Consider the following 22,035-nt stretch of genomic DNA (forward strand, 5'->3'; position numbering starts at 1 on the left):
GCGCGCCACATGGCAAGTCTGCCGCGCATGAAGACACTGTCCCAATCCCCGCTTGATCAGGATTTCGTGCAAAACCCCTATCCGTTTTATGACAGGGCACGAGCCGAAGGAGATTTTGTTTTCTGGGACGAGTACGACAAGGTCGCGGCGGTTTCGCACAGGGCCGTTCAGACACTTTTGAAAGACCGTCGTTTCGGCCGCGAAGCACCCGCCGAACTGAAAAGCCCCTGCCCTGCGCATCTGGAGGCATGGCTGGTCACCGAAGAAAACTCATTGCTTGAAGTCGAACCGCCGCGGCACACACGCATTCGGTCCCTTGTCATGCGGGCTTTCACATCGCGGGCAATCACCGCTCTGGAACCGTTCATTCAAGACCTCAGCCACAGGCTGATCGACAAGTTCCCCGACGCACCGTTTGATCTGCTTAACGCCTATTGCACACAGGTTCCGGTCAAAACGATCTGCCGCCTTCTGGGCGTGCCCGAGGACATGTCGCCCGATCTGTTGCACTGGTCGCACGCGATGGTCGCAATGTATCAAGCCGGTCGCACACGCCAGACCGAAGACGCGGCAGAGGCCGCTGCGAAGGACTTCACTGCCTTTCTCGACGATTACATCCGGCAACGCCGCTCTGATCCGCGCGACGATCTGATCACCCGCCTGATCGCCGCAGAAGAAGACGGCGAGAAACTCACGCATGACGAGCTAATCGCCACCTGCATTCTAGTGCTGAACGCAGGGCACGAGGCAACGGTTCACTCCCTTGGCAATGGGGTTAAAACAGTGCTGCAACTGGGGCTTGATCCGACAGGATATGCACCGGACAAACTGGTGGAAGAAATCCTACGCTACGATCCACCACTGCACATGTTCATGCGCTACGCCTATGAAGAGGTCGAACTGTTCGGCCATACCTTCAAACGGGGTGATGAGGTTGCGCTGTTGTTGGGGGCTGCAAACCGAGACCCCTCGGTCTGGGCCGAACCAGACCGTTTTGATCCGACCCGCCCGATCGTAACTAACGCCAGTTTCGGCGGCGGGCTGCATTTCTGCGTCGGCGCCCCATTGGCGCGGCTGGAGATGCGGATTGCGCTGAGGATCCTGTTCACCCATTGCCCGAACCTGTGCCTCAGCGGCGCCCCGGAATACTCGAACACCTATCACTTCCACGGGCTGACCCGGCTGATGGTTCAGGTCTGACTGGCCTCAGCTTTCGATCAGCGCGTTCAGGGGCAGCATGGTGGTGGACTTGATCTCCTCCATTGACAGTAGCGCGGTCACGTTGTGGACACGCACCTCGGAAATCAGGGTCTGATAGAATTCGTCATAGGCCCGCGCGTTTTTTACCCGCACCTTGAGGATATAATCGATGTCGCCCGCCAATCGGTGTGCCTCTTGCACTTCAGGGCGATCGCGCAGAGCTTTGAGGAACCTGCGCTGCCAGTCGGCCTCGTGCTCAGAGGTGCGGATCAAAACAAAGAAGGTCGCCTCGAATCCCAGCGCTTCGGCGTCCAGTAAAACGGTCTGCTGGCCGATGACTCCGGCCCCTTTCAGCTTGCGAATGCGATTCCAGACCGGGGTCTTGGAACTGCCAACACGGGCTGCTATTTCGTCCAGCGATTGGCTGGCGTCGCGCTGTAGCTCGACCAGAATTTTCCGATCCGTGTCATCAATCCGCACCGACATTCCATTTTTCCCTTCGTTTCAAAACTCACGTCCCATTTGGAGCCATCGACGGAACGTTTGTTCTTATTTAAGCACCCATATGGCGCAATACTGGGAATATTTCCTATATTGCAGGTCAAGTCAAACCAAGCGGAACGGAACATGCAAGCAACGCAATCATATGATGGCACAGGGCACGTCGACTTTGTCGGCGCGGGTCCCGGCGATCCGGAATTGCTGACGCTCAAGGCGCTGAATGCTTTTGAGCGCGCTGATATCGTGCTGCATGATCGCCTTATCAGCGCCGAGGTTTTGGCGCTGGCGGGTAAGTCCGCTGTTCTGGTCGATGTCGGCAAAGCGGGTTTTGGTCCCTCGTGGAAACAAGAAGACATTGACGCACTGCTGGTCGACTACGCAGTAAAAGACCACCACGTCGTGCGCCTGAAATCTGGCGACCCCACTGTTTTTGGCCGTCTGGATGAAGAGATCGAAGCGGTCGAGGCCGCAGGCATCTCGTGGCAGATCGTTCCGGGCATCACCGCGGCATCGGCTGCGGTTGCAGGGATCGGTCAAAGCCTGACCCGCCGGGGTCGGAATTCCTCGGTTCGGTTCCTGACCGGCCACGACATGAAAGGGTTTGCCGATCACGATTGGATCGCGCTGGCACGCCCCGGTTCTGTCGCGGCGATCTATATGGGCAAGAAATCCGCCCGTTTCATTCAGGGCCGCTTGATCATGCACGGTGCCGACCGCGAAACACCGGTTACGCTGGTAGAAAACGCTTCGCGCACCGATCAACGCGTTCTGGCCACCAATCTGGACCAATTGCCCACCGATTTGAGCGCCGCCGAAATGGACGGCCCCACCCTAACCTTTTACGGCCTCGCACCGCGCCAAGCGGCCAAGGCCCTGACCGAATTCAAGAAGGAGCACGCCTGATGGCCCGCGCTTTTACCCCTAAAGTGGTCACCGCCAACGACCTGTTGGAAGGCGACGTTATCTACCAGACCGAAGACGACCGCTGGTCGCGCGAACTGGCTGACGCCGAACTGATCACGGACGAAGCACACGCGCAGGTTCGCCTGCTGGACGCTTCACGTCAGGCCAGCAAGATCGTCGGTGCCTATCTGGCCGATGCCGTCGCAGGCGACAACGGCCCCGAACCCACACATTTCCGCGAGGAGTTCCGCCGCACCGGACCCTCGAACTATGCCCATGGCAAGCAGGAAACAGCAACGCAGCCCCGGGCCTGACCCTCGGCCCTCTCTCTCCCCTTCATGGCCCCAAGGTTCGGGGCTGCAACCAAGGACAGCTAATCATGTATCGCTACTCCGAGTTCGACACAGCATTTTTGGCAGAACGTAACGCGCAGTTCCGCGCGCAGGTCGAGCGCCGCATTGACGGCTCGCTGACTGAAGACGAATTCAAGCCGTTGCGCCTGATGAACGGCCTGTATCTGCAACTGCACGCATACATGCTGCGGGTCGCCATTCCCTATGGAACCCTGAACAGCGCGCAGATGCGCCAGTTGGCACTGCTGGCTGAAAAGTGGGACAAGGGCTATGGCCACTTCACCACCCGTCAGAACATCCAGTACAACTGGCCAAAGCTGAACGACGTTCCGGATATGCTAGACGCGCTGGCCGAGGTTGGGATGCACGCCATTCAGACTTCGGGCAATACCATCCGCAACGTGACTGCCGACCATTTCGCCGGTGCTGCTGCGGATGAGGTCGCCGATCCGCGCCCCTATGCCGAACTGCTGCGCCAGTGGTCCACAGACCACCCGGAATTCCAGTTCATGCCGCGTAAGTTCAAGATCGCCATCACGGGGTCCGATAACGACCGTGCCGTGATCAAGGCGCATGACATCGGCCTGCAACTGGTCGAACGTGACGGCGTTCTGGGCGCCCGCGTCATCGTGGGCGGCGGTCTGGGTCGTACCCCGATGATCGGCAAAGAGCTGTCCGAATTCGTCGCCTTTGACGACTTGCTGGCTTATCTGGAAGCCACCGTCTCCGTGTGGAACCAGATCGGTCGTCGCGACAACAAATACAAAGCGCGTATCAAGATCACCGTGCATGAGAACGGTATCGACACCATCCGCGCCAAGGTCAACGAGCGCTTCCTGCAGGTTCGCCCGCAGTTCAAAGGTGCGGACATGAACCTGTTGGAAGAGATCAAGGGCCACTTCGCGGCACCTGCTTTCCGCGACGGCTCGGTTGCCTCGTTCGAAAGCGCCTACACCAACGATCCGGTTTTCCGGTCGTGGGTCGACACCAACATCGCACCGCACAAGAATGCGGACCACGCGATCGTCACGATCTCGATCAAGAAACACGGCGCAACGCCAGGTGATGCGACTGCCGAGCAGATGCGCGTGATGGCCGATCTGGCCGAAGAGTTCGCCTATGACGAGCTGCGCATTAGCCATGAGCAGAACGTGATCCTGCCGCATGTCCACAAGTCGGACCTGCCTGCGATCCACGCGAAGCTGAAGGAATACGAACTGGCAACCGCCAATATCGGCCTAATCAGCGATATCATCGCCTGCCCCGGCATGGATTACTGCGCGCTGGCCACGGCCCGTTCGATCCCGGTTGCTCAGGAAATCGCGACCCGGTTCGAAGACCTGAAGCTGGAACACGACATCGGTCACCTGAAGATCAAGATCTCGGGCTGCATCAACGCATGTGGTCACCACCACGTGGGTCATATCGGCATCCTGGGTTTGGATCGTGCAGGCGTTGAGAACTACCAGATCACTCTGGGTGGTGACGGCACCGAGAACGCGGCCATTGGCGACCGCACCGGTCCGGGCTTTGCCTATGACGAAATCGTGCCCGCCGTGGAACGCGTCGTCGATACATATCTGGAACAACGCGAAAGCAGCGAGGAAACATTCCTGCAGACCTATCGTCGGGTGGGCATGGCGCCGTTCAAGGCGGCCCTCTACCCCGAGGCGCAGGCCAATGCCGCTTGACCTGATCCAGACGGAACTGGGTAAGGATCGCGCTGAACTGACCGAAACGGTCAACGCGCTGAACGCCCAGTTCCGCCACCACAGTGCGCATGACGTGATGCACGGCGCCATTGAAGAGATCGAGGAGCTTGCTCTGGTCTCAAGCTTTGGTGCGGAATCAGTGGTATTGCTGCATATGGCAGCGGTGGTCGATAAGATGACCCCGGTGCTGTTTGTAGACACGCAGATGCTGTTCACCGAAACGCTGGAGTACCAGCAGGAGGTGAGCGAACGTCTGGGCCTGAAAAACGTCCACGTCATCCGCGCCGAGGATGAGGACGTGCAGCGCGACGACCCTTATGGCGCATTGCGCCTGCGGGATATGGATGCGTGCTGTAACCTGCGCAAGACCTTCCCGCTGCAAAAAGCTCTGGCGGGGTACGATGGCTGGATCACCGGACGCAAACGGTTCCAGTCGGGCAGTCGCGCTGCGCTCGATTTCTTTGAGGTCGAGGACGGCACAGGCCGGATCAAGGTCAACCCGCTGGCTCATTGGGCGCCCGAGGACGTGCGCGCCTATATGGATGAAAACAATCTGCCCCGGCATCCGCTGGTGGCCAAAGGATACCCCTCGATCGGCTGTGCGCCCTGCACCTCGCCGGTCAAAGAGGGCGAAGACCCCCGCGCCGGACGCTGGCGCGATCAGAACAAAGAAGAATGCGGCATCCATTTTGTCGATGGCAAGATGGTGCGCGCCGGAGAGAAAACATGAACGTAATCGTATCGGATACGGGGTTTGCCCCCGATGACTGGACCGACGGCTTTGTCACGCTGGAAGACGCGGCCAATGATGTGGTCGCGCTGGATGTGGCCTCGGACACCGACCCGGATGAACTGATTGAGCGGTTGGGCAGCGCGCAGATGGTGCGCGTGAACTTCCCGTCTTCGGCGGACGGTCGCGGCTTTACCATCGCCCGCGTTCTGCGCCTGAAAGGCTTTACCGGCCGCCTGCGTGCCAAAGGGCATGTGCTGGCTGACCAATATGCCATGGCCCGCCGCAGCGGCTTTGACGAGGTCGAGATCGACGACGCCTTGGCCGCCCGTCAACCCGAGGATCAATGGCTGGCCCGCGCCAACTGGAAAGACCACAGCTATCAGGCCCGCCTGCGCGGTTAAGACCGCCATTGCCAGCCTTAAAAAAGGACGTGTGGGCAACTGCCCCCTTTTCCTGACTTGGATCAAAGATTAAACGGAGATGTCGGTTTACCTCACCGACTGTGAAACGATGACAGAGATGAAGCCCGTGACCGAAGCTACCGCCGTGAAGGCCCCCGTTCTGCCGGATGCGCAGACCGTTCAAGAAGTGAAACATTGGACCGACAGCCTGTTCTCGTTCAAGGTGTCGCGCCCTGCCTCGCTGCGCTTCCGCTCGGGCGAGTTCGTAATGATCGGCCTGCTGGGCGACAATGGCAAACCGCTGCTGCGCGCCTATTCAATCGCCTCGCCGTCGTGGGACGAAGAGCTGGAGTTCTACTCGATCAAGGTGCAAGACGGCCCGCTGACATCGAAACTTCAACACATCAAGCCCGGCGACCAGATCATCCTGCGGCCCAAGCCCGTCGGAACACTGGTCCATGACGCCCTGCTGCCCGGCAAGCGCCTGTGGTTCTTTGCCACCGGCACCGGCTTTGCGCCCTTCGCCTCGTTGCTGCGAGAACCGCAGACTTACGAAGATTATGACGAGGTCATCATCACCCACACCTGCCGTGAAGTGGCTGAACTGGAATATGGCCGTCAGCTGATCGAAAGCATCCGTCAGGACGAGATGCTGGCCGAACTGATTGGCGAAGGTTTTGCTGACAAAATCCGCTATTACCCGACCACCACCCGGGAAGAGAGCCCCAAGATGGGCCGCATCACCAACCTGCTGAAAGACGGCACCGTATTTGCCGATCTGGGCATCGAGGGCGGCATCCAGCCGGACACCGACCGTGCCATGGTGTGTGGTTCGCTGGCCTTCAACCTGGACATCAAGGCCATTTTGGAAGAGTTCGGCCTGCGCGAAGGCGCCAATTCCGAGCCCAAGGAATTCGTGATCGAAAAGGCCTTTGTCGGCTGATCCAATCGCGCGGGCCTCTGGAATAACCGTGGCCCGCGCATAAACCTGCTGTTAAACCTGATTTATTGAGCCCTTTCGGCAAGGTTGGCGCTTGAATCAAGACGCGCAGCAGTCTAAATTCCGGGCTCGAAATTCTGCAATTATCAAAGGAATGAACCCATAGCCCGCAGACCTCACAACGCGCCGCCGCAACGAGATACAGGCCCGCGCGTCAATGAAAAGATCCGTGCCCCCGAAATTCGCCTGATTGGCGCTGATGGTGACAACGTCGGGGTGGTTCATCCCGCCAAAGCCATGCAACTTGCGGCCGATGCCGGCCTTGACCTGGTTGAGATTTCGCCCAACGCGAACCCACCGGTCTGCAAGATCATGGACTTCGGCAAGTTCAAGTACGAACAGCAGAAACGCGAAAGCGAAGCCCGCAAGAAGCAAAAAGTCATCGAGGTGAAAGAGGTCAAGTTCCGGCCCAACACCGACACCCATGACTATGACGTCAAAATGAAGAACGTCTTCAAGTTCTTGGAAAAGGGTGACAAAGTCAAAGTCACTCTGCGTTTCCGTGGTCGTGAAATGGCGCACCAGAATCTGGGCCGTGAGCTGCTGGAACGTGTTGCTGAAGACATCAAGGAGCTGGGCAAGGTCGAGAACATGCCCAAGATGGAAGGCCGTCAGATGATCATGATGATCGGCCCTCTACCGCAGAAATAAGGTCTTAATCGACCACAAAGTCAAAGCCCCCTCGTTTGAGGGGGCTTTTTCTATGTGCTGTCAGATCACCGCTGACATTGCCTTGCTCAGCTTGCCGACCAACTCGTCAATCTGCGCCTCTTCGATGATGAACGGCGGTGCCAGCAGGATGTGGTCGCCCAACCGACCGTCACGGGTGCCAGACATCGGATAGCAAATCAGACCTTCGGCCAAGGCGGCCTTCTTGATCTTCCCCGCCACACCAAGCGCCGGATCGAACGGCGTTTTGGTGTCGCGATCTGCGACCAATTCTATGCCTCGAAACAATCCACGGCCCCGAATGTTTCCAACATTCGGATGTTGCCCCAATGCAGCCTCAAGCGCCGATTGCAACTTCTCACCCATGACACCCGCCCTTGCAGGCAAATCACGCTCGGTCAACTCACGCACAACGGCCAGTGAAGCAGCCGTCGCAACCGGATGGCCAATATAAGTATGACCGTGTTGAAAGAACCCAGACCCGTCGCGGATGGCTTCGTATATTCTGCGCGTGCACATCATCGCACCAATCGGTTGGTAACCGGCCCCCAACCCTTTGGCGATGCACAGGATATCCGGCGCCACTCCATCGTGATCACAGGCGAACAGGTGCCCCGTCCGGCCCATACCGCACATCACCTCATCCAGAATCAGCATCACGCCATACTGGTCACAGATTTCTCGGATACGTTTGAAATACCCCTCGACGGCAGGTACCGCGCCCAGAGTCGCCCCGACGACCGGTTCGGCCATGAAAGCCATCACGGTCCCGGGCCCCAACCGCAGGATTTCGGCCTCCAACTCATTGGCGACGCGCTGCCCGTAGTCATGGCTGCTTTCGTTATCCGGCTTTTCCGCGTATTCATAGCAAGGCGCGATGTGGGTCATATCAATCAACATCGGCGCGAATTGCGCCCGTCGCCATGCGTTCCCTCCGGCTGACAAGGCGCCCAAAGTGTTGCCGTGATAGCTCTGCCGACGGGCAATCACATGACGCCGCTCGGGCTGACCGATCTCCAGATAATACTGCCGCGCCAGTTTGATCGCCGCCTCGGTCGCCTCGGACCCGCCCGAGACGAAATACACCCGATCCAGATCGCCCGGGGCCTGTTCGACCAGCAAATCTGCCAGCGCCTCGGCCGGCTCCGAGGTCATGAAACCTGTATGGGCAAAGGCGATCTTTTCAACCTGCTCCTGCACGGCCCGGATCACCGCCGGATCGGAGTGGCCCAGACAGGACACAGCCGCATCCCCGCAATCCAGATACCGGCGACCCTGTGTATCAATCAGATAGCACCCGTCTCCGCCTGCAACGACCGGCAGGTCCGATTTCGTGTGGCGTGGGAATACGTGACTCATTCGACTGCCCCTTCCAACATGGCAATAAGCGCCGTCACCGACGCGGCGTTGTCTTTCCAAAGATTTCCGTTCTGGTCGGTCAGACTGTTTTCAAAGCCCACCCGAACGTCTCCACCCTGCCGGACTGCGTGCACCAAACAGGCATGTTCCTGCGCACCAAAGGCGCAAACCATCCAGGGCGATGTACCTGTCGGAAACTGATCCAAATCCTTCGGCGAGGATTGCTGACCGGACGTATACCGCCCCAAAACCAGAATGCGATCCACCTGACCGTCCCGTACAATCCCGGTCTTTTGCCACTGCGCCAACAGCGTGGCGTCATCGGCATCGTACAAGATGTGCTGCACCCGCGTTTCCTGCTCGGCGCACAGCCCATAAACATGCGACGCAAGTTCGGGCACCTGCGCGATTTCCCGGACTGACACCGAGGCCCAACTCGGCCGTACTTGTTCCAGACAGGCCAACTGCGCAGGCACATCGAACAGGCCCGCCGCCTCGGTCGTGATCTGGATATCCATTCCCGGAACGGCCCGGCGCAGTTCGGTCATCGTTTCTAGGTATTGACCGGCGTCCAGAGAATGCCGCCCCTGCTTGTCGCGAATATGCAAATGCAGCCCTTGCGCCCCGGCCTCAAAACAGGCGCGCGCAGTGTCCACGATTTGATCAATCGAGACTGGCAATTCCGGGTGATCCGACCGGCCCCGCCGCGCACCATTCGGCGCGACCAGCACATAGGGGCGACGGGAAGTTTCAGTTTTTATTCGCGTGTCTGACATGCTCATACCTTGGATAACATTTGCCATCTAATCCAGCGCGTTTCGTTTTTTACTTGTTATTTTCATAACATTTGTTTTTCATTTCCAATGGAAAACACACCAAACCAAATCACCGATCGGCTACGCCAGGACATCGGGCGGATGCCATCGGCCCTGCAAGCCGCCGCCAAGTACGTCATCGACCATCCCGGAGATTTCGGGCTGGACCCGATCCGCACTACGGCGACCAGAATCGGCGTCAGTTCGAATGTTCTGGTCCGCTTGGCGCATCGCATGGGTTTTGACAGTTTCGAAGCTTTGCGCACCCCTTTCCGCAACGCATTGGTCACGGATCGCGAAGGCGAACTGGGGCAGGACTGGCTGACCACCATGCAAACCGAGGACGCCTTCAGCAACGCCCAGGCCAAACTTGCCCAGAACGAACAAAACGTAGTCGCTCGATCCTTGCGTCTGATGAAGCCCGAAAAGACGCGCGAGGCCGTCCGGCACATCACGACATCCCGCAGGTGTTTCGTCACGGCGACGCGCGCAAGCTACGCGCTGGCTTATTACTTTTCCTATACGGGTCGAATGGCGCACCCGGGCATACAACTGGTGCCACGCCATATCGGGTCCGCCGCCGACGACCTGTTGGATGCTGACCAAAACGATTGTCTCGTCGCTATCACCGTCCACCCCTATTCGGCGGACACCATTCAGTCGATGCGGTTTGCAAAACAACAAGGTCTGCGCCTGATCCAGATCTCGGACAGCAACGTGATCGCCCCTGGGGTCGAGCCCGACATCGCCTTCACCGTCAGCACCCGCGCTCTGTACCCGTTTTCCTGCTTCACCGGAGCGATGGCTGTTCTGGAATGCCTGCTGGGTCACCTCTTCGATGCCGGAGGAGACGCGGCGCGGCAGCGGATCGAGGCCTATGAAAAAGCGCGCGAGGACACTGGGGCCTACTGGCAACCCGCCAAACCCCCAAGACTGCGCCGCACATAAAAAGCCCCGGCCTTTCACCGGGGCTTTGCTCATTCACTGCGCCTTACATGCAGGCTTCGACGGCTCGTTTGGTCATGACGCCGACCAGATGCGAACGGTATTCCTTGCTACCATGCAGATCGGCGATCATGTTGGCCGGGTTGATACGCAAATCCATCAGTGCATCAGCACGGAATTCTTTGTTGAGCGCCTCCTCTGCCTCAGACCAACGGAACACGCCATCCTCGCTTGCCCCGGTGACAGCAACTCGCACACCGTCGGCAAAACGCGCCACGTAGACGCCTACCAAAGCAAACCGCGAGGCCGGTTGCAGAAACTTCTGGTAGCTTGCCGCCTGTGGTACCGGAAACCGAACCGAGGTGACGATCTCACCCTCGTCCAAAGCGGTCGAGAACATCCCCTCAAAGAAATCGTCCGCCGCGATCTGCCGCGCATTGGTGACGACGGTCGCACCCGATCCCAACACTGCAGCCGGATAACAGGCCGCCGGATCGTTATTGGCAATCGACCCGCCAATGGTGCCGCGATTGCGCACCGCCGGATCACCGATCTGACCCGCCAACGCCGCAAGGGCGGGATAGCTGCCCGCGGCTTCGGACGCGACCGAGGCATGAGTGGTCGCCCCGCCAACGGCTACCGAGCCGTCATCTTCGACACAAACGCCCTGCATCTCTGCAATCCCGCTTACTGACACGAGCTTGGACGGTGCCGCCAGCCGCTGTTTCAACGTTGGGATCAGGGTCTGCCCGCCCCCCAACGCCTGAGCATCCTCGCTCCCCAATGCGGCAACCGCATCAGCAATGGTCGAGGGCTTCTCAAATTCGAAATTGTACATTTCGTCTTCCTTTCCGAAAGGCACTCCTTTGCCCTTCATCTTTTTGGAAATACTCCGGGGAGCGCGAGGGGCTGGCCCCTCGCACTCCAACCTCTCAACTTAGCTGTTCATCGCCGCCCAGACGCGCGACGGGCTTACCGGCATGTCGATGTGATCGATCGCCTTACCGCCCGAATTCATCGCATCCAGAACCGCGTTGACCACCGCTGGCGGCGAGCCGATCGCACCAGCCTCACCACAGCCCTTCACACCCAGCGGGTTATGCGTACAGGGCGTCTGGCTGGAATGGTCCACACCGTAAAACGGCACGTCATCAGCACGCGGCATGGCGTAATCCATATAGGACGCGCTCAACAGCTGGCCGTTTTCGTCATAGGCGCAGTTCTCTAACAACGCCTGGCCGATGCCCTGACCGATGCCTCCATGCACCTGGCCGTCCACGATCATCGGGTTGACGATGTTCCCAAAGTCATCGGCGGCAGTGAAGGCCTCGATGGTGACCTGACCGGTTTCCGGATCAACCTCGACCTCACAGGCATAGGCACCTGCCGGGAAGGTGAAGTTGGCCGGGTCATAAAACGCGGTTTCCTCCAACCCAGGCTCGACCTCCAGAGGATAGTTATGCGGCACATAGGCAGTCAGAGTCACATCGCCCCAAGCGACCGACTTGTCGGTGCCCGCGACGCTGAACTGACCGTCCTTCAACTCGATGTCCGCCTCGGACGCTTCTAGCAGGTGGGCCGCGATCCGCTTGGCCTTCTCGATAACCTTCTCGGTCGCTTTGACCATGGCCGAACCACAAACCGCCAATGACCGGGACCCATAGGTGCCCATGCCAAACGGGATTTTTGAAGTATCGCCATGCACGATCTCAACCATCGACTCGTCGATACCGATCATGTCGGCCACAACCTGCGGGAAGGCGGTCTCGTGCCCCTGCCCGTGGCTGTGCGCACCCACCATGACACTGATCGAGCCGGTGGCGTTCACCCGAACGGTCGCCGCATCATAGAGACCCGCGCGGGCCCCCAGCATACCAACGATGTTCGAGGGTGCGATGCCACAGGCCTCGATATAGCAGTTGATGCCCAGACCCCGCAGCTTGCCATTGGCCTCGCTCTGCGCCCGGCGGGCGGCAAAGCCTGCCAGATCGGCGGCGGCCTCAAGCTTGTCCATTGTCCCGTTATAATCCCCGGTGTCATAGGTCAGCGCGACCGGTGTGTCATAGGGGAACTGAGTGACGAAGTTCTGGCGGCGCAGCGCAATCGGATCGACCCCCAGCTCACGCGCGGCCTTGTCTACAACACGCTCCAACTGATAGGTCGCCTCGGGGCGGCCAGCGCCACGATAGGCATCCACCGGCACCGTGTTGGTGAACATCGCCTTCACATTCACCTGAATGACCGGCGTCTTGTAGTTGCCCGCCATCAGCGTACCGTGCAGCCAGGTCGGAACCGAGCTGGAGAAGGTCGACAGATAGGCCCCCAGATTGGCAAAGGTGTTGGTACGCAGGCCGATAAAGTTATTGTCGGCATCCAGCGCCAACTCAATCTTGCTGACATGGTCTCGACCGTGGGCGTCCGACATGAACGCCTCGGACCGGCTTGATGTCCATTTGACCGGGCGGTTGCAGGCCTTGGCGGCAAAGGTACAAAACGCCTCTTCCGCATAGTGGAAAATTTTGGTGCCGAACCCGCCACCTACATCCGGGGCCACCACACGCACTTTGTGCTCAGGCAAGCCCAGCACAAAGGCGCACATCAGCAGGCGGATCACATGCGGATTTTGCGAGGTGGTATAAAGCGTGTACTCATCCGTCCCACGCTTGTACTCACCCACCGCCACGCGCGGTTCCATCGGGTTGGCGACCAGGCGGTTGTTCACCAGATCCAGAGTGGTCACGTGCGCCGCGTTAACAAAGACCTCATTCACCTTGGCGTCATCGGCCTCGCCCAATTGCCAGTCATAGCAGATGTTATTCTTCAGATCGTCATGGACCAGCGTCGCGCCATCTTGCGCGGCGGCTTTCATGTCGATTACGGCGGGCAGTTCTTCAATGTCCACATCGATCGCCTCGGCCGCGTCGCGGGCTTGTTCGAGGCTATCGGCCACAACGGCTGCAATTGGATCGCCCACATGGCGTACCTTACCTTGCGCCAGAATCGGGTGCGGCGGCTCTTGCATCGGCGCGCCGTGTTTGTCGGTCACTTCCCAGCCGCAGGGCATCCCGCCCACGCCCTCGAAATCTTTGCCGGTGAACACCTTGACCACGCCGGGCATGGCCTCAGCCGCCGATGTATCCACGTTGTTCAAACGACCATGCGCGATATCCGAGCGCAGAAAATACACATAAGCCTGTCCAGCCACGTTAATGTCGTCGGTATAATTGCCCGCTCCGGTCAGAAAGCGTACGTCCTCGCGCCGCTTGGAACTGGCTCCGATGCCACTGTCTTTGGGCATTGCTTGTTCTCCTCCCATAAACGGATGCTGATGCACCCTATGTCATCCCACGGGCGTCTCCTCTTACGCCCGCAGTGGCATCATTCTGCAGCGATGCTGCCCGCGTCCTGACCGGATGCGGCCATGATCGCCTTGACGATATTGTGGTAGCCGGTGCAGCGGCACAGATTGCCTTCCAGATACTTGCGGATCTCTGCTTCGGTCGGGCGCGGGTTATCCTTCAGCAGCGCTGCGGCGCTCATCACCATGCCCGGTGTACAGAAGCCGCACTGAAGACCATGATGATCCTGAAACGCCTGTTGGATCACGTTCAGCGAGCCATCCGAATTCGCCTGACCCTCGATCGTGCCGACATCGGCCCCATCCGCCTCAAGCGCCAGCATGTTACAGGATTTGACTGCCTCGCCATTCACGTGAACCACACACGCGCCACATTGCGCGGTATCGCAGCCCACATGGGTTCCGGTCAGCGACAGGTGATCACGCAGAAAGCTGGACAGAAGCGTCCGGCCCTCGACATCACCGCTCACGGATTTTCCGTTCACGGTCATTGAGACCTGTGTCATATGTTCCTCCCAAAATGAAACTCTCCCTGCGCCGAGTTAAACACGGGAAAATTTGTTTGAGAACAAAAATATTTAGCGACTGTTTTGGTCGGTCATCCGGACGATCGCCAATATCTATTTCGTTGAACCGGAAAGGCAAATAACCGCAGCTTTACCCTTTTCGCCCTGCCCTTGGTTGCGGTCGCGTCGGGATTTCCTTGAGCAGTCCGCCAACCCCCATTGCAGCAATATCCCCGCCAGTCGTTTTGATGCCGCAGGCCACGCGAGACAGGACCCAATCCGCCCCGTTTAACGCCGGAGACCGCGCGCACCCCGGCAACCCGATCACCGGACGTTCGCCGAGTGACCCCAAAAACAGCAGGTTCCCCGGATCAACCGGCATACCGAAACGATCTACCTGCCCACCCGCAGCGCGCACCGCCTCGGGGGCGACATCAGAAACATCCGAGGTGGCCGAGCCGGTGAGGATCATCAACACATCGCCCCGCGTTTCTCTGATTGCGGTCGCAAGTGCTTCAGTCCGGTGTGGTACAACACGCACATCGGCCAACTCTAACCCAAGCGCCTCTACCCGCCCCTGAATGGCGGCGATGCCTTTCTCGTTCGGCGGTCCACCGGGGATGTCGGTCACCACAAGACCGGCGTTTCGGTAGACGGGTGTGGCCAGACGGATCGCGCGCTGTGCCAGTCGCGACACCTCAAGAACGTCGCCCCCCGGAACTGCGTAGGAAATCACCTTGATCGTCGCAACCATGCCGCCCGCGTTCATCTGCTGGTATTGCGGCACGGTGGCTACAGTGATCATCGGGTTGACTTGATTGAACGCTTCAAGTGCCGCGACATCCAGCACCGCGACACCCGGACCATCTGCCAACAGGTTCACCCGTCCGGTGAAGGGTTGCGTCAAGCGCAAGGCTGCTGCTTTGGGATCAGGGACCAGAGCGTCGGCCAGCATCCCGGCCGCTTTGTCTTCGTGGCAATCACCGGGATCAAGTCGGGCAACCGTGACGGAACTGTGCCCAGCATCCGCCAATGCCTTCTGATGCTCGGCTGTCAACAACAGACCTTTGCGCAGCTTGGTTTCTCCAACCTTTACGGAGTGCGCGAGGATTGCACCGGCTGCCTGATCAACGGGAACGGGGCCGAATTTCACGCTTTGCCCCGCAAAACGGCGGTCATCTGAGCCAGAATGGATACCGCGATTTCCGACGGGTCCGCAGCGCCTATATCCAGACCGATAGGCCCGTGAATGCGCGCAATCTGTTCGTCGGTGAAACCCGCCTCTTTCATCCTCGCCACCCGTTTGGCATGGGTCCGGGACGAGCCGAGAGCACCAATATAGAAGGCATTTGCCTTCAGCGCAGATTGCAGCGCCGGATCGTCCAGCTTGGGGTCATGGGTCAACAATACCACCGCAGTGCGCGCGTCCATCCCCAGTTTGGCAACCGCTTCGTCCGGCCAGTCTGTCAGGATCGTCTCACCGGGAAAACGCGTACTGGACGCAAAGGCATCGCGCGGATCGATAATGGCCGGGTCGTATCCGGCGATCCGCGCCATTGGCACCAAGGCCTGCGCGATATGCACCGCGCCGACGATAATCAGCCGCAGCGGCGGGTTGTGCACCGCGACGAACGTCTGTCCGTCTTCCTCGAACCCTGACCGATCCATACGCAATCGATCGGCATATACATTGCGCCGCAGCGCGCGGTGTCCGGTTTCGATATTCACCTCATAGGCCACGGGCTCACGCCGGGCACGAGCCTCGACCAATTCGCGCAACATGGTTTCGGGCAGCACCCTTCCAACAGGTTCGACCAGAACCCGAATAGTACCGCCACAAGCCAGCCCAACGGCAAAGGCGTCCTCATCGCTGACGCCAAACTCCAACAGCCGCGCTTCGCCTTCGTCGATCGCCTCTAGGGCCTCGACCACAACCGCGCCTTCGACACATCCACCTGAGACTGACCCTTCGATGCGACTGTCACCACCGATGACCAGCTGAGCCCCGACACGCCGAGGCGCGCTGCCCCAGGTCTCGACCACCGTGGCCAAGGCAACAGGTCTTCCTTCGCTGTACCAGCGCAAGGCCGTTTCTGAGCTGTTGTCGAATCTGTCCATTGCACCCTCCCGGAGTGTACAGACCCAACATAGGAAGGTTTGGCCGGATGAAAAGGAACCGATACCGCCGGATCTTTGTAACCGCGCTAATTAGTTGAAACTTTGGTGCAAACCCGCTTGGATTTCTGGTATTGCCGCAAGGGATTGATTGTCAATCAACCTGATTCTAGCCTACACGCACATACGGTGCATTCCGGTATGCGCATATTTATATTTCACAAGGGAGACAGAGAGTTGAAACGCATTTTTACACTCGGAACGGCAATCGGACTGCTGGCTTCAACCGCAGTCAGCGCGGATACTTTCCTGCGTTATGGTGAGGTTGAAGGATGGAAAGTCTTCATCGACCAAGACAAGAAGTCTTGCCTGATCGAGGCGGTGGATGACGCTGAGAACGTGGTTCAGATGGGTCTGACCGAAGACCGCAGTGTTGGCTATGTCGGCGTTTTCACCAAGGCCAAGACCGACATTAAACGCGGCGAGAAAGAAGCCGTAGCCATCCTGCTGGGAGACAACATCTATCTGGGTGAAGCCACCGGCATGAAAGGTAATATCACCAAAGGGTATTCTGGCGGATATGTTCTGTCTGACGATCCTCAGTTCGCGGATGACATCGCCAAGCAGAAGGTCATGGTCGTGTTTCCTGAGAAAGAGTTTGCCTTCACCGTCGATCTGACTGGCACCTACAAGGCCATGGAAATGGCGCGTAAGTGCAACGAAGAACAGGTGGCTGGCTAATCACCCCGAAGGCGCGGTCATCAGCCGCGCTTTCTCTCCCACGTCGTCAGGTTTTGAGATAACGGTTGCAAGGTCCTCTAAAGACGCGATCGAGTGACCTGCGCGAAAGCTGTCCACATGCGGCAGCATCGCCGCTACACCCTGAGCCTTCGGGGCAAACCCGTCCCAGCGCAGCAACGGATTGAGCCAGATCAGACGGCGCGAAGACAGGTGTAGCCGCTCAATCTCTTTCCCAAGTGCCTCGGGATCACCTTGGTCCAGACCGTCCGAGATCAGCAGCACCACCGCACCCTGCCCCATCACCCGCCGTGACCAGTCGCGATTAAAGGCATGCAGGCATTCTCCGATGCGCGTGCCGCCTTCCCAATCCTGCGCTTCGGCCCCAGCCGCAGCCAAAGCCGCATCGACGTCCCGTTGATTCAGATGGCGCGTGATGTTTGTTAAACGGGTTCCAAAGGTAAAAGCATGGACCCTGGCCCATCCGGCCCCTTTGGCGTTCGAAACGGTGTGAAGGAAATGCAGGATGATCCGACTGTACTGGCTCATTGACCCCGAGATATCGCAGAGCACCACAAGGTTGGGCCAACGGGGTTTAGGTTTTAGCCATGCAATTTCGTACAATTCCCCACCCTGACGCATGGCAGAGCGCAAAGTACGTGCACGGTCAATACGGTGGCCAAGGTGACTGGCCTGTCCCCGGCGCGACTCGATGGGTTTCACCGGAAGGGTCATCCGCGCCAGTATACGTTTTGCCTGAGCAATCTCAGCGGTGCTCATCTGTTCGAAATCAAGGCTGCGCAACCGTTCCTCGGATGATGCGGTTTGTGAGGCATCAATCTCAAGTTCGGTTTCTTCCTCGGACTCGGAAGGTTCCGAAAGGTCACGTTCGACACCGTCCAGCAACGCCTCAGCCGCGCGTTTTTCGGCGGCATCGGCTTTGCGCTCTTCCTGTACACCCCGAATGGCGGGCAGCATCATCGCCATCATGTGTTCCATGTAACGCGGATCGCGCCAGTACAGCCGAAAGACCTGTGCGAACACTGTCCGATGCTCGGGCCGGTTCACGAAACAGGCGTGTAAGGTCCAGTAGAAATCCCGCTTTTCGGTGAAGCCTGCTGCCTGCACCGCCCGAATCGCATCAACCACCCGGCCCGTTCCAATCGGCAACCCGGCTTTCCGCAACGCTCGGGCAAAATGGGTGATGTTCTGCGCGAGTTTGGGGTTGTCCGGGATATCGATAGGGAGTTGTTCAGCCACTATCGTTCATGGGGGCGCTGCCCCCATACCCTCGGAGTATTTGGAAAAAGCTGAAGCATCAGGCGGGCTCCAGCGTTGCTTTCGCCTCATCCAGAATCCGTTTTGCCTCGGACCCTTGTAGTTTCTGGATATCGTCCTGGTATTTGAGGATCGCACCCAGCGTGTCGCCGATTACTTCAGGGCTGAGGTTGATCACGTCCAGCGCCAACAGGCACTTGGCCCAGTCGATGGTCTCGGCCACGCCGGGTTTTTTGAACAGGTCTTCGGTGCGCAGGTGCTGAACGAAGGCGACCACCTCGCGACTGAGTGCCTCAGCAGCCTCAGGTGCGCGGGCGTGCAGGATTTGAATTTCCCGTTCAAAATCGGGGTAGTCGACCCAATGGTACAAGCAGCGGCGTTTCAGCGCGTCATGCACCTCGCGCGTTCGGTTCGAGGTGACGATGACAATTGGCGGTTCTGGTGCTTTGACGGTTCCGAGTTCTGGAATAGTGACCTGAAAATCACTGAGGGCCTCCAGCAGAAAGGCTTCAAACGGTTCATCCGTACGGTCCAACTCGTCAATCAACAGAACGGGGGCACCGCTTTCATCCGGGCGCATGGCCTGCAGCAACGGGCGTTCGATCAGATATTCATCCGAGAACAACTCAGTTTGCAACGCGTTGCGGTCTGCACCGCCAGAAGCTTCCGCTGTACGGATCGCTACCATCTGTGCGGGAAAGTTCCATTCGTAGACGGCCGAGCACGCATCCAGCCCCTCGTAACACTGCAGCCGGATCAGGCGGCGGTTCAGGCCCGAGGCAAGCGCCTTTGCGATCTCGGTCTTTCCCACCCCTGCCTCACCTTCAAGAAACAGCGGGCGCCCGAGTTTCAGCGACAAGAACACAACGGTGGCAAGAGCGCGCCCGCAGACATAGCCCTGCGCATCCAGCATGTTCTGCACGGCGTCGATGGAATTTGGCTGCGTCATATTCAAATCTCTCCCTCGCCACAAAAGGTCACGGCAGCGCACGCACGTCAAGGCCATGGTCTTTCCGGGACTTACGACGATCCGGCGCGCTGACAAGGTCTTTCCCGGCGGCGGCCTGTGTGATAGCGGAGGCGCCATGACCGATAGCATCACGATCCGCCGCCCCGACGACTGGCACCTGCACTTGCGCGATGGCGCGATGTTGCAGGCCGTCCTGCCCGAAACCGCGCGCCATTTTGCCCGTGCGATCATCATGCCCAACCTCGTGCCGCCAGTGGTGCGCGGTGATCAGGCCGCCGCTTATCGCGACCGCATCATGGCCGCGCTGCCCGAGGGCATGACGTTCGAACCGCTGATGACCCTCTACCTGACCGAGGATACGGATGCGGATGATGTAGCCGCCGCCCACGCCAGCGGATTGGTCAAGGCGGTTAAGCTGTACCCGGCGGGTGCCACAACAAACTCGGCCTCGGGTGTGCGGGATTTCGACAAAGTGCGTCCGGTCCTCGAAAAGATGGCCGAGATCGGTCTGCCCATGTGTGTCCACGGCGAAGTCACCGATGCTGAGATCGACATCTTTGACCGCGAGGCCGTGTTTATCAACCGCGTTCTGGACCCAATCCGCAAGGCCACTCCGGGTCTGCGTGTGGTGATGGAGCATATCACCACTGCCAACGGCGTAGACTACGTAAAGGCCAACGAGACCGATCTGGGCGCGACCATCACCGCGCACCATCTGATCATCAATCGCAATCACATTCTGGTGGGCGGCATCAAGCCACATTACTACTGTTTGCCCGTCGCCAAGCGGGAAGAGCACCGGCTGGCGTTGCTGGCCGCTGCGACCTCAGGAGATAAGCGGTATTTCCTGGGCACGGACAGCGCGCCGCATACTGATGCGAATAAAGAAATGGCCTGTGGCTGCGCCGGTTGCTTTACGGCCACAAACACCATGTCGCTGGTGGCTGAGATGTTTGACCGAGAAGGCGCATTGGACAAGCTGGAAGGGTTCGTTTCGCTGAACGGGCCTGCGTTCTACGGCCTGCCGGTGAACCAGGACAGCATCACCCTGACCAAGGGCGCGCCGGTTGAATACCCCGACAAAATCGAGTCCGAAGATGGTCCGGTGACTGTCTTCGAGCCGGGCTTTCCGCTGCACTGGCGCGTGGTTTAAACCGCCAGTCTTTGTGCAAGATCGCGGGCGCGACCACCGGTGCGCAGCATCGACCAGATCGCGTCCGCCTCTTCTTCTCCGATCAGCTTGGCGGCCTTGCCGCGCACCCGGTCTTCACGGTCCGATAGAGTCATCGGTGTCAAAAGATCGTGAGTTGCCTCAAGCCGAGCGCCGTCACGGCGCAATAGGGTAAGATGCGCTTGCGTTTCTGAAAGCGTTTCATCCGCCGCTACAGACACCCGATCCCGAAGGGATTTCAGGCGCGGATCTGCGCAGACCTTGTCGGTGTAGCTGCCGGGCAGCGCCGTGTCATAGCCAAGAGCTTGCATCGCAATCACCGTTCTGTACGAGAACTTGGCCCCCAAACCGGTGGTCGGAGACATCTGGTTGCACACGCTCATCCAACGCGGATGGGTCTTGATCTTGATCTCGGCCACCTCGGGTTCGGCGATGTCCAGATCAAGCGCGGCCTCAAGCGCGGCGTGCAGGCCGTGGCAGCAGGCGTGGAACTTGTGGCTGATGCTTTCGAACAACCACTCCTCACCCAGCCCAGCCAAAGCGGCTGGCGCATCCCCCTCGCCTTTATGCGTCGTGCCAAAGCCGTACGGCCCCTCCAACGCGTCCATGTTGGGCTCGAAACCCTTTGCGATCAACAAAGCGGTTTCAACCCCGGTCGAGGCCGCAAGACCCGCGTTATACGGTTTACCCATGGTGCCGAATTGCGCTTTGAGGCCTGCGGCCCGGGTCGCCGTCAGCCCCAACACTTTCCGCATTTGTGTGACGTCAAAACCAAGAACGCGACCCGCCGCCACGCCGGCCCCAAATGCACCGGCCGTGGCGGTCTGGTGAAACCCCGCCTGATAATGATCGCGGCCCAGCCACAGGCCCATGCGGATCGAGACCTCCATCCCCACCAGCGCGGCCTCAAGAAAATCAACAAGAATGCGATCATCCCATTCGCTCAGCGCCAAGGCCGTGGGCAATACAGCAACGGAAGGATGGCCGATATGGGCGAAATGGGTGTCATCGTAGTCCAGCGCATGCGACACGGTGCCGTTGACTAGGGCCGCCCCGCGCATCGGAGCCGCTCCGCCACCAAACAGATGCGCCTGCGCCGCGCCCTCTTCACCCAACACAAGATCACGTACGGCTTTTGAAACCGGCTCATCAACTCCGGCGCGTCCCACGGCAATCCAGTCCAATGCGGAAAGTGAGGTGACAACCCGCGTCTGCAAGGTTGTCTCGACCGAGCCTGCTGCGAATGCGGCCAGTGAAGTGGAAAAATCGCTCATAGGCGCAGTCTAGCGTGCGCCATTTGCGGGTAAA

Annotated in this window: 22 protein-coding genes; 11 read left to right on the top strand and 11 right to left on the bottom strand. The window is 59.2% G+C overall.

All coding sequences use genetic code 11. The features are described from left to right. Positions 1-27 precede the first annotated feature (27 nt). A complete protein-coding gene (locus ACR0ER_RS01050; RefSeq protein ID WP_480767505.1) occupies positions 28-1,200 on the top strand; it encodes a cytochrome P450 in 1,173 nt (390 codons plus the stop codon). A 6-nt stretch (positions 1,201-1,206) separates the two neighbouring features. On the opposite strand, the gene ACR0ER_RS01055 is transcribed toward ACR0ER_RS01050, so the two are convergent. Next, positions 1,207-1,686 (bottom strand): Lrp/AsnC family transcriptional regulator, encoded by a 480-nt coding sequence (locus ACR0ER_RS01055; protein WP_170329947.1) that lies wholly within the window; start codon positions 1,684-1,686, stop codon positions 1,207-1,209. Positions 1,687-1,827: 141 nt separating this feature from the next. On the opposite strand from ACR0ER_RS01055, the gene cobA reads away from it, so the two are divergent. From cobA to infC, 7 genes are all read left to right on the top strand, one after another. Continuing rightward, a complete protein-coding gene (cobA, locus tag ACR0ER_RS01060; protein WP_480767338.1) occupies positions 1,828-2,604 on the top strand; it encodes a uroporphyrinogen-III C-methyltransferase in 777 nt (258 codons plus the stop codon). Further along, positions 2,604-2,918: a DUF2849 domain-containing protein gene (locus tag ACR0ER_RS01065; RefSeq protein WP_170329945.1), complete on the top strand. Its 315-nt coding sequence runs from the start codon at positions 2,604-2,606 to the stop codon at positions 2,916-2,918. The genes cobA and ACR0ER_RS01065 overlap by 1 nt, the downstream gene beginning before the upstream one ends. 65 nt (positions 2,919-2,983) lie before the next feature. Then, positions 2,984-4,648, top strand: a complete 1,665-nt coding sequence (locus ACR0ER_RS01070; protein ID WP_480767339.1) for a nitrite/sulfite reductase — start codon at positions 2,984-2,986, stop codon at positions 4,646-4,648. Then, a complete protein-coding gene (locus ACR0ER_RS01075) occupies positions 4,638-5,399 on the top strand; it encodes a phosphoadenylyl-sulfate reductase (protein WP_480767340.1) in 762 nt (253 codons plus the stop codon). The genes ACR0ER_RS01070 and ACR0ER_RS01075 overlap by 11 nt, the downstream gene beginning before the upstream one ends. Next, positions 5,396-5,803, top strand: coding sequence for a DUF934 domain-containing protein (locus ACR0ER_RS01080; protein WP_480767341.1), 408 nt, complete (start codon positions 5,396-5,398; stop codon positions 5,801-5,803). Before ACR0ER_RS01075 ends, ACR0ER_RS01080 begins: the two co-directional genes overlap by 4 nt. A 109-nt stretch (positions 5,804-5,912) precedes the next feature. Beyond that, positions 5,913-6,746 (top strand): ferredoxin--NADP reductase, encoded by an 834-nt coding sequence (locus tag ACR0ER_RS01085; protein ID WP_170330217.1) that lies wholly within the window; start codon positions 5,913-5,915, stop codon positions 6,744-6,746. A gap of 246 nt (positions 6,747-6,992) precedes the next feature. Further along, on the top strand, positions 6,993-7,454 hold the full coding sequence (gene infC / locus ACR0ER_RS01090) for a translation initiation factor IF-3 (RefSeq protein ID WP_480767506.1): 462 nt from the start codon (positions 6,993-6,995) through the stop codon (positions 7,452-7,454). 60 nt (positions 7,455-7,514) lie between these two features. Here infC and ACR0ER_RS01095 read toward each other — a convergent pair whose 3' ends face one another. Together ACR0ER_RS01095 and ACR0ER_RS01100 are read right to left on the bottom strand one after the other, a co-directional pair. Then, positions 7,515-8,831 carry an aspartate aminotransferase family protein gene (locus ACR0ER_RS01095; protein WP_480767342.1) on the bottom strand — a complete coding sequence of 439 codons (1,317 nt, stop codon included), beginning with the start codon at positions 8,829-8,831 and terminating at the stop codon, positions 7,515-7,517. Continuing rightward, the gene (locus tag ACR0ER_RS01100; protein WP_480767343.1) at positions 8,828-9,607 is read right to left on the bottom strand and encodes a beta-keto acid cleavage family enzyme; all 780 of its coding nucleotides are present in this window, start codon (positions 9,605-9,607) and stop codon (positions 8,828-8,830) included. The genes ACR0ER_RS01095 and ACR0ER_RS01100 overlap by 4 nt, the downstream gene beginning before the upstream one ends. 141 nt (positions 9,608-9,748) lie before the next feature. On the opposite strand from ACR0ER_RS01100, the gene ACR0ER_RS01105 reads away from it, so the two are divergent. After that, positions 9,749-10,594: a MurR/RpiR family transcriptional regulator gene (locus ACR0ER_RS01105; RefSeq protein ID WP_480767344.1), complete on the top strand. Its 846-nt coding sequence runs from the start codon at positions 9,749-9,751 to the stop codon at positions 10,592-10,594. A gap of 43 nt (positions 10,595-10,637) precedes the next feature. On the opposite strand, the gene ACR0ER_RS01110 is transcribed toward ACR0ER_RS01105, so the two are convergent. The 5 genes from ACR0ER_RS01110 to ACR0ER_RS01130 form a co-directional block, all read right to left on the bottom strand. Further along, a complete protein-coding gene (locus tag ACR0ER_RS01110) occupies positions 10,638-11,429 on the bottom strand; it encodes an FAD binding domain-containing protein (protein ID WP_480767345.1) in 792 nt (263 codons plus the stop codon). A gap of 99 nt (positions 11,430-11,528) precedes the next feature. Next, positions 11,529-13,889 carry a xanthine dehydrogenase family protein molybdopterin-binding subunit gene (locus ACR0ER_RS01115; protein WP_480767346.1) on the bottom strand — a complete coding sequence of 787 codons (2,361 nt, stop codon included), beginning with the start codon at positions 13,887-13,889 and terminating at the stop codon, positions 11,529-11,531. A gap of 80 nt (positions 13,890-13,969) precedes the next feature. Further along, positions 13,970-14,455: a (2Fe-2S)-binding protein gene (locus tag ACR0ER_RS01120; protein ID WP_480767347.1), complete on the bottom strand. Its 486-nt coding sequence runs from the start codon at positions 14,453-14,455 to the stop codon at positions 13,970-13,972. Positions 14,456-14,606: 151 nt separating this feature from the next. Then, on the bottom strand, positions 14,607-15,608 hold the full coding sequence (locus ACR0ER_RS01125) for a molybdopterin-binding protein (RefSeq protein ID WP_480767348.1): 1,002 nt from the start codon (positions 15,606-15,608) through the stop codon (positions 14,607-14,609). Continuing rightward, positions 15,605-16,573, bottom strand: a complete 969-nt coding sequence (locus tag ACR0ER_RS01130) for an XdhC family protein (RefSeq protein ID WP_480767349.1) — start codon at positions 16,571-16,573, stop codon at positions 15,605-15,607. Before ACR0ER_RS01130 ends, ACR0ER_RS01125 begins: the two co-directional genes overlap by 4 nt. 234 nt (positions 16,574-16,807) lie before the next feature. On the opposite strand from ACR0ER_RS01130, the gene ACR0ER_RS01135 reads away from it, so the two are divergent. Next, on the top strand, positions 16,808-17,311 hold the full coding sequence (locus tag ACR0ER_RS01135; RefSeq protein WP_480767350.1) for a hypothetical protein: 504 nt from the start codon (positions 16,808-16,810) through the stop codon (positions 17,309-17,311). Here the strand turns inward: ACR0ER_RS01135 and ACR0ER_RS01140 are convergent, their stop codons facing one another. Both ACR0ER_RS01140 and ACR0ER_RS01145 read right to left on the bottom strand, forming a co-directional pair. Beyond that, on the bottom strand, positions 17,312-18,568 hold the full coding sequence (locus tag ACR0ER_RS01140) for a vWA domain-containing protein (RefSeq protein ID WP_480767351.1): 1,257 nt from the start codon (positions 18,566-18,568) through the stop codon (positions 17,312-17,314). A 58-nt stretch (positions 18,569-18,626) separates the two neighbouring features. After that, positions 18,627-19,535, bottom strand: coding sequence for an AAA family ATPase (locus ACR0ER_RS01145; RefSeq protein WP_480767352.1), 909 nt, complete (start codon positions 19,533-19,535; stop codon positions 18,627-18,629). Positions 19,536-19,671: 136 nt separating this feature from the next. Between ACR0ER_RS01145 and pyrC the strand changes: the two genes are divergently transcribed. Beyond that, a complete protein-coding gene (gene pyrC, locus ACR0ER_RS01150) occupies positions 19,672-20,709 on the top strand; it encodes a dihydroorotase (protein WP_480767353.1) in 1,038 nt (345 codons plus the stop codon). On the opposite strand, the gene ACR0ER_RS01155 is transcribed toward pyrC, so the two are convergent. Then, positions 20,706-22,001, bottom strand: a complete 1,296-nt coding sequence (locus tag ACR0ER_RS01155) for an MmgE/PrpD family protein (protein WP_480767354.1) — start codon at positions 21,999-22,001, stop codon at positions 20,706-20,708. The genes pyrC and ACR0ER_RS01155 overlap by 4 nt on opposite strands. Positions 22,002-22,035 lie beyond the last annotated feature (34 nt).

It is taken from the genome of Ruegeria sp. CH8, assembly GCF_056536985.1.

Coding starts and splice junctions, on each gene's coding strand:
- ACR0ER_RS01120 (WP_480767347.1), bottom strand. CDS start 14,455: ATGACACAGGTCTCAATGACCGTGAACGGAAAATCCGTGAGCGGTGAT.
- ACR0ER_RS01080 (WP_480767341.1), top strand. CDS start 5,396: ATGAACGTAATCGTATCGGATACGGGGTTTGCCCCCGATGACTGGACC.
- ACR0ER_RS01050 (WP_480767505.1), top strand. CDS start 28: ATGAAGACACTGTCCCAATCCCCGCTTGATCAGGATTTCGTGCAAAAC.
- ACR0ER_RS01110 (WP_480767345.1), bottom strand. CDS start 11,429: ATGTACAATTTCGAATTTGAGAAGCCCTCGACCATTGCTGATGCGGTT.
- ACR0ER_RS01105 (WP_480767344.1), top strand. CDS start 9,749: ATGCCATCGGCCCTGCAAGCCGCCGCCAAGTACGTCATCGACCATCCC.
- cobA (WP_480767338.1), top strand. CDS start 1,828: ATGCAAGCAACGCAATCATATGATGGCACAGGGCACGTCGACTTTGTC.
- ACR0ER_RS01070 (WP_480767339.1), top strand. CDS start 2,984: ATGTATCGCTACTCCGAGTTCGACACAGCATTTTTGGCAGAACGTAAC.
- ACR0ER_RS01085 (WP_170330217.1), top strand. CDS start 5,913: ATGACAGAGATGAAGCCCGTGACCGAAGCTACCGCCGTGAAGGCCCCC.
- ACR0ER_RS01095 (WP_480767342.1), bottom strand. CDS start 8,831: ATGAGTCACGTATTCCCACGCCACACGAAATCGGACCTGCCGGTCGTT.
- ACR0ER_RS01145 (WP_480767352.1), bottom strand. CDS start 19,535: ATGACGCAGCCAAATTCCATCGACGCCGTGCAGAACATGCTGGATGCG.
- ACR0ER_RS01130 (WP_480767349.1), bottom strand. CDS start 16,573: ATGGACAGATTCGACAACAGCTCAGAAACGGCCTTGCGCTGGTACAGC.
- ACR0ER_RS01055 (WP_170329947.1), bottom strand. CDS start 1,686: ATGTCGGTGCGGATTGATGACACGGATCGGAAAATTCTGGTCGAGCTA.
- ACR0ER_RS01075 (WP_480767340.1), top strand. CDS start 4,638: ATGCCGCTTGACCTGATCCAGACGGAACTGGGTAAGGATCGCGCTGAA.
- ACR0ER_RS01065 (WP_170329945.1), top strand. CDS start 2,604: ATGGCCCGCGCTTTTACCCCTAAAGTGGTCACCGCCAACGACCTGTTG.
- ACR0ER_RS01155 (WP_480767354.1), bottom strand. CDS start 22,001: ATGAGCGATTTTTCCACTTCACTGGCCGCATTCGCAGCAGGCTCGGTC.
- ACR0ER_RS01115 (WP_480767346.1), bottom strand. CDS start 13,889: ATGCCCAAAGACAGTGGCATCGGAGCCAGTTCCAAGCGGCGCGAGGAC.
- ACR0ER_RS01100 (WP_480767343.1), bottom strand. CDS start 9,607: ATGTCAGACACGCGAATAAAAACTGAAACTTCCCGTCGCCCCTATGTG.
- pyrC (WP_480767353.1), top strand. CDS start 19,672: ATGACCGATAGCATCACGATCCGCCGCCCCGACGACTGGCACCTGCAC.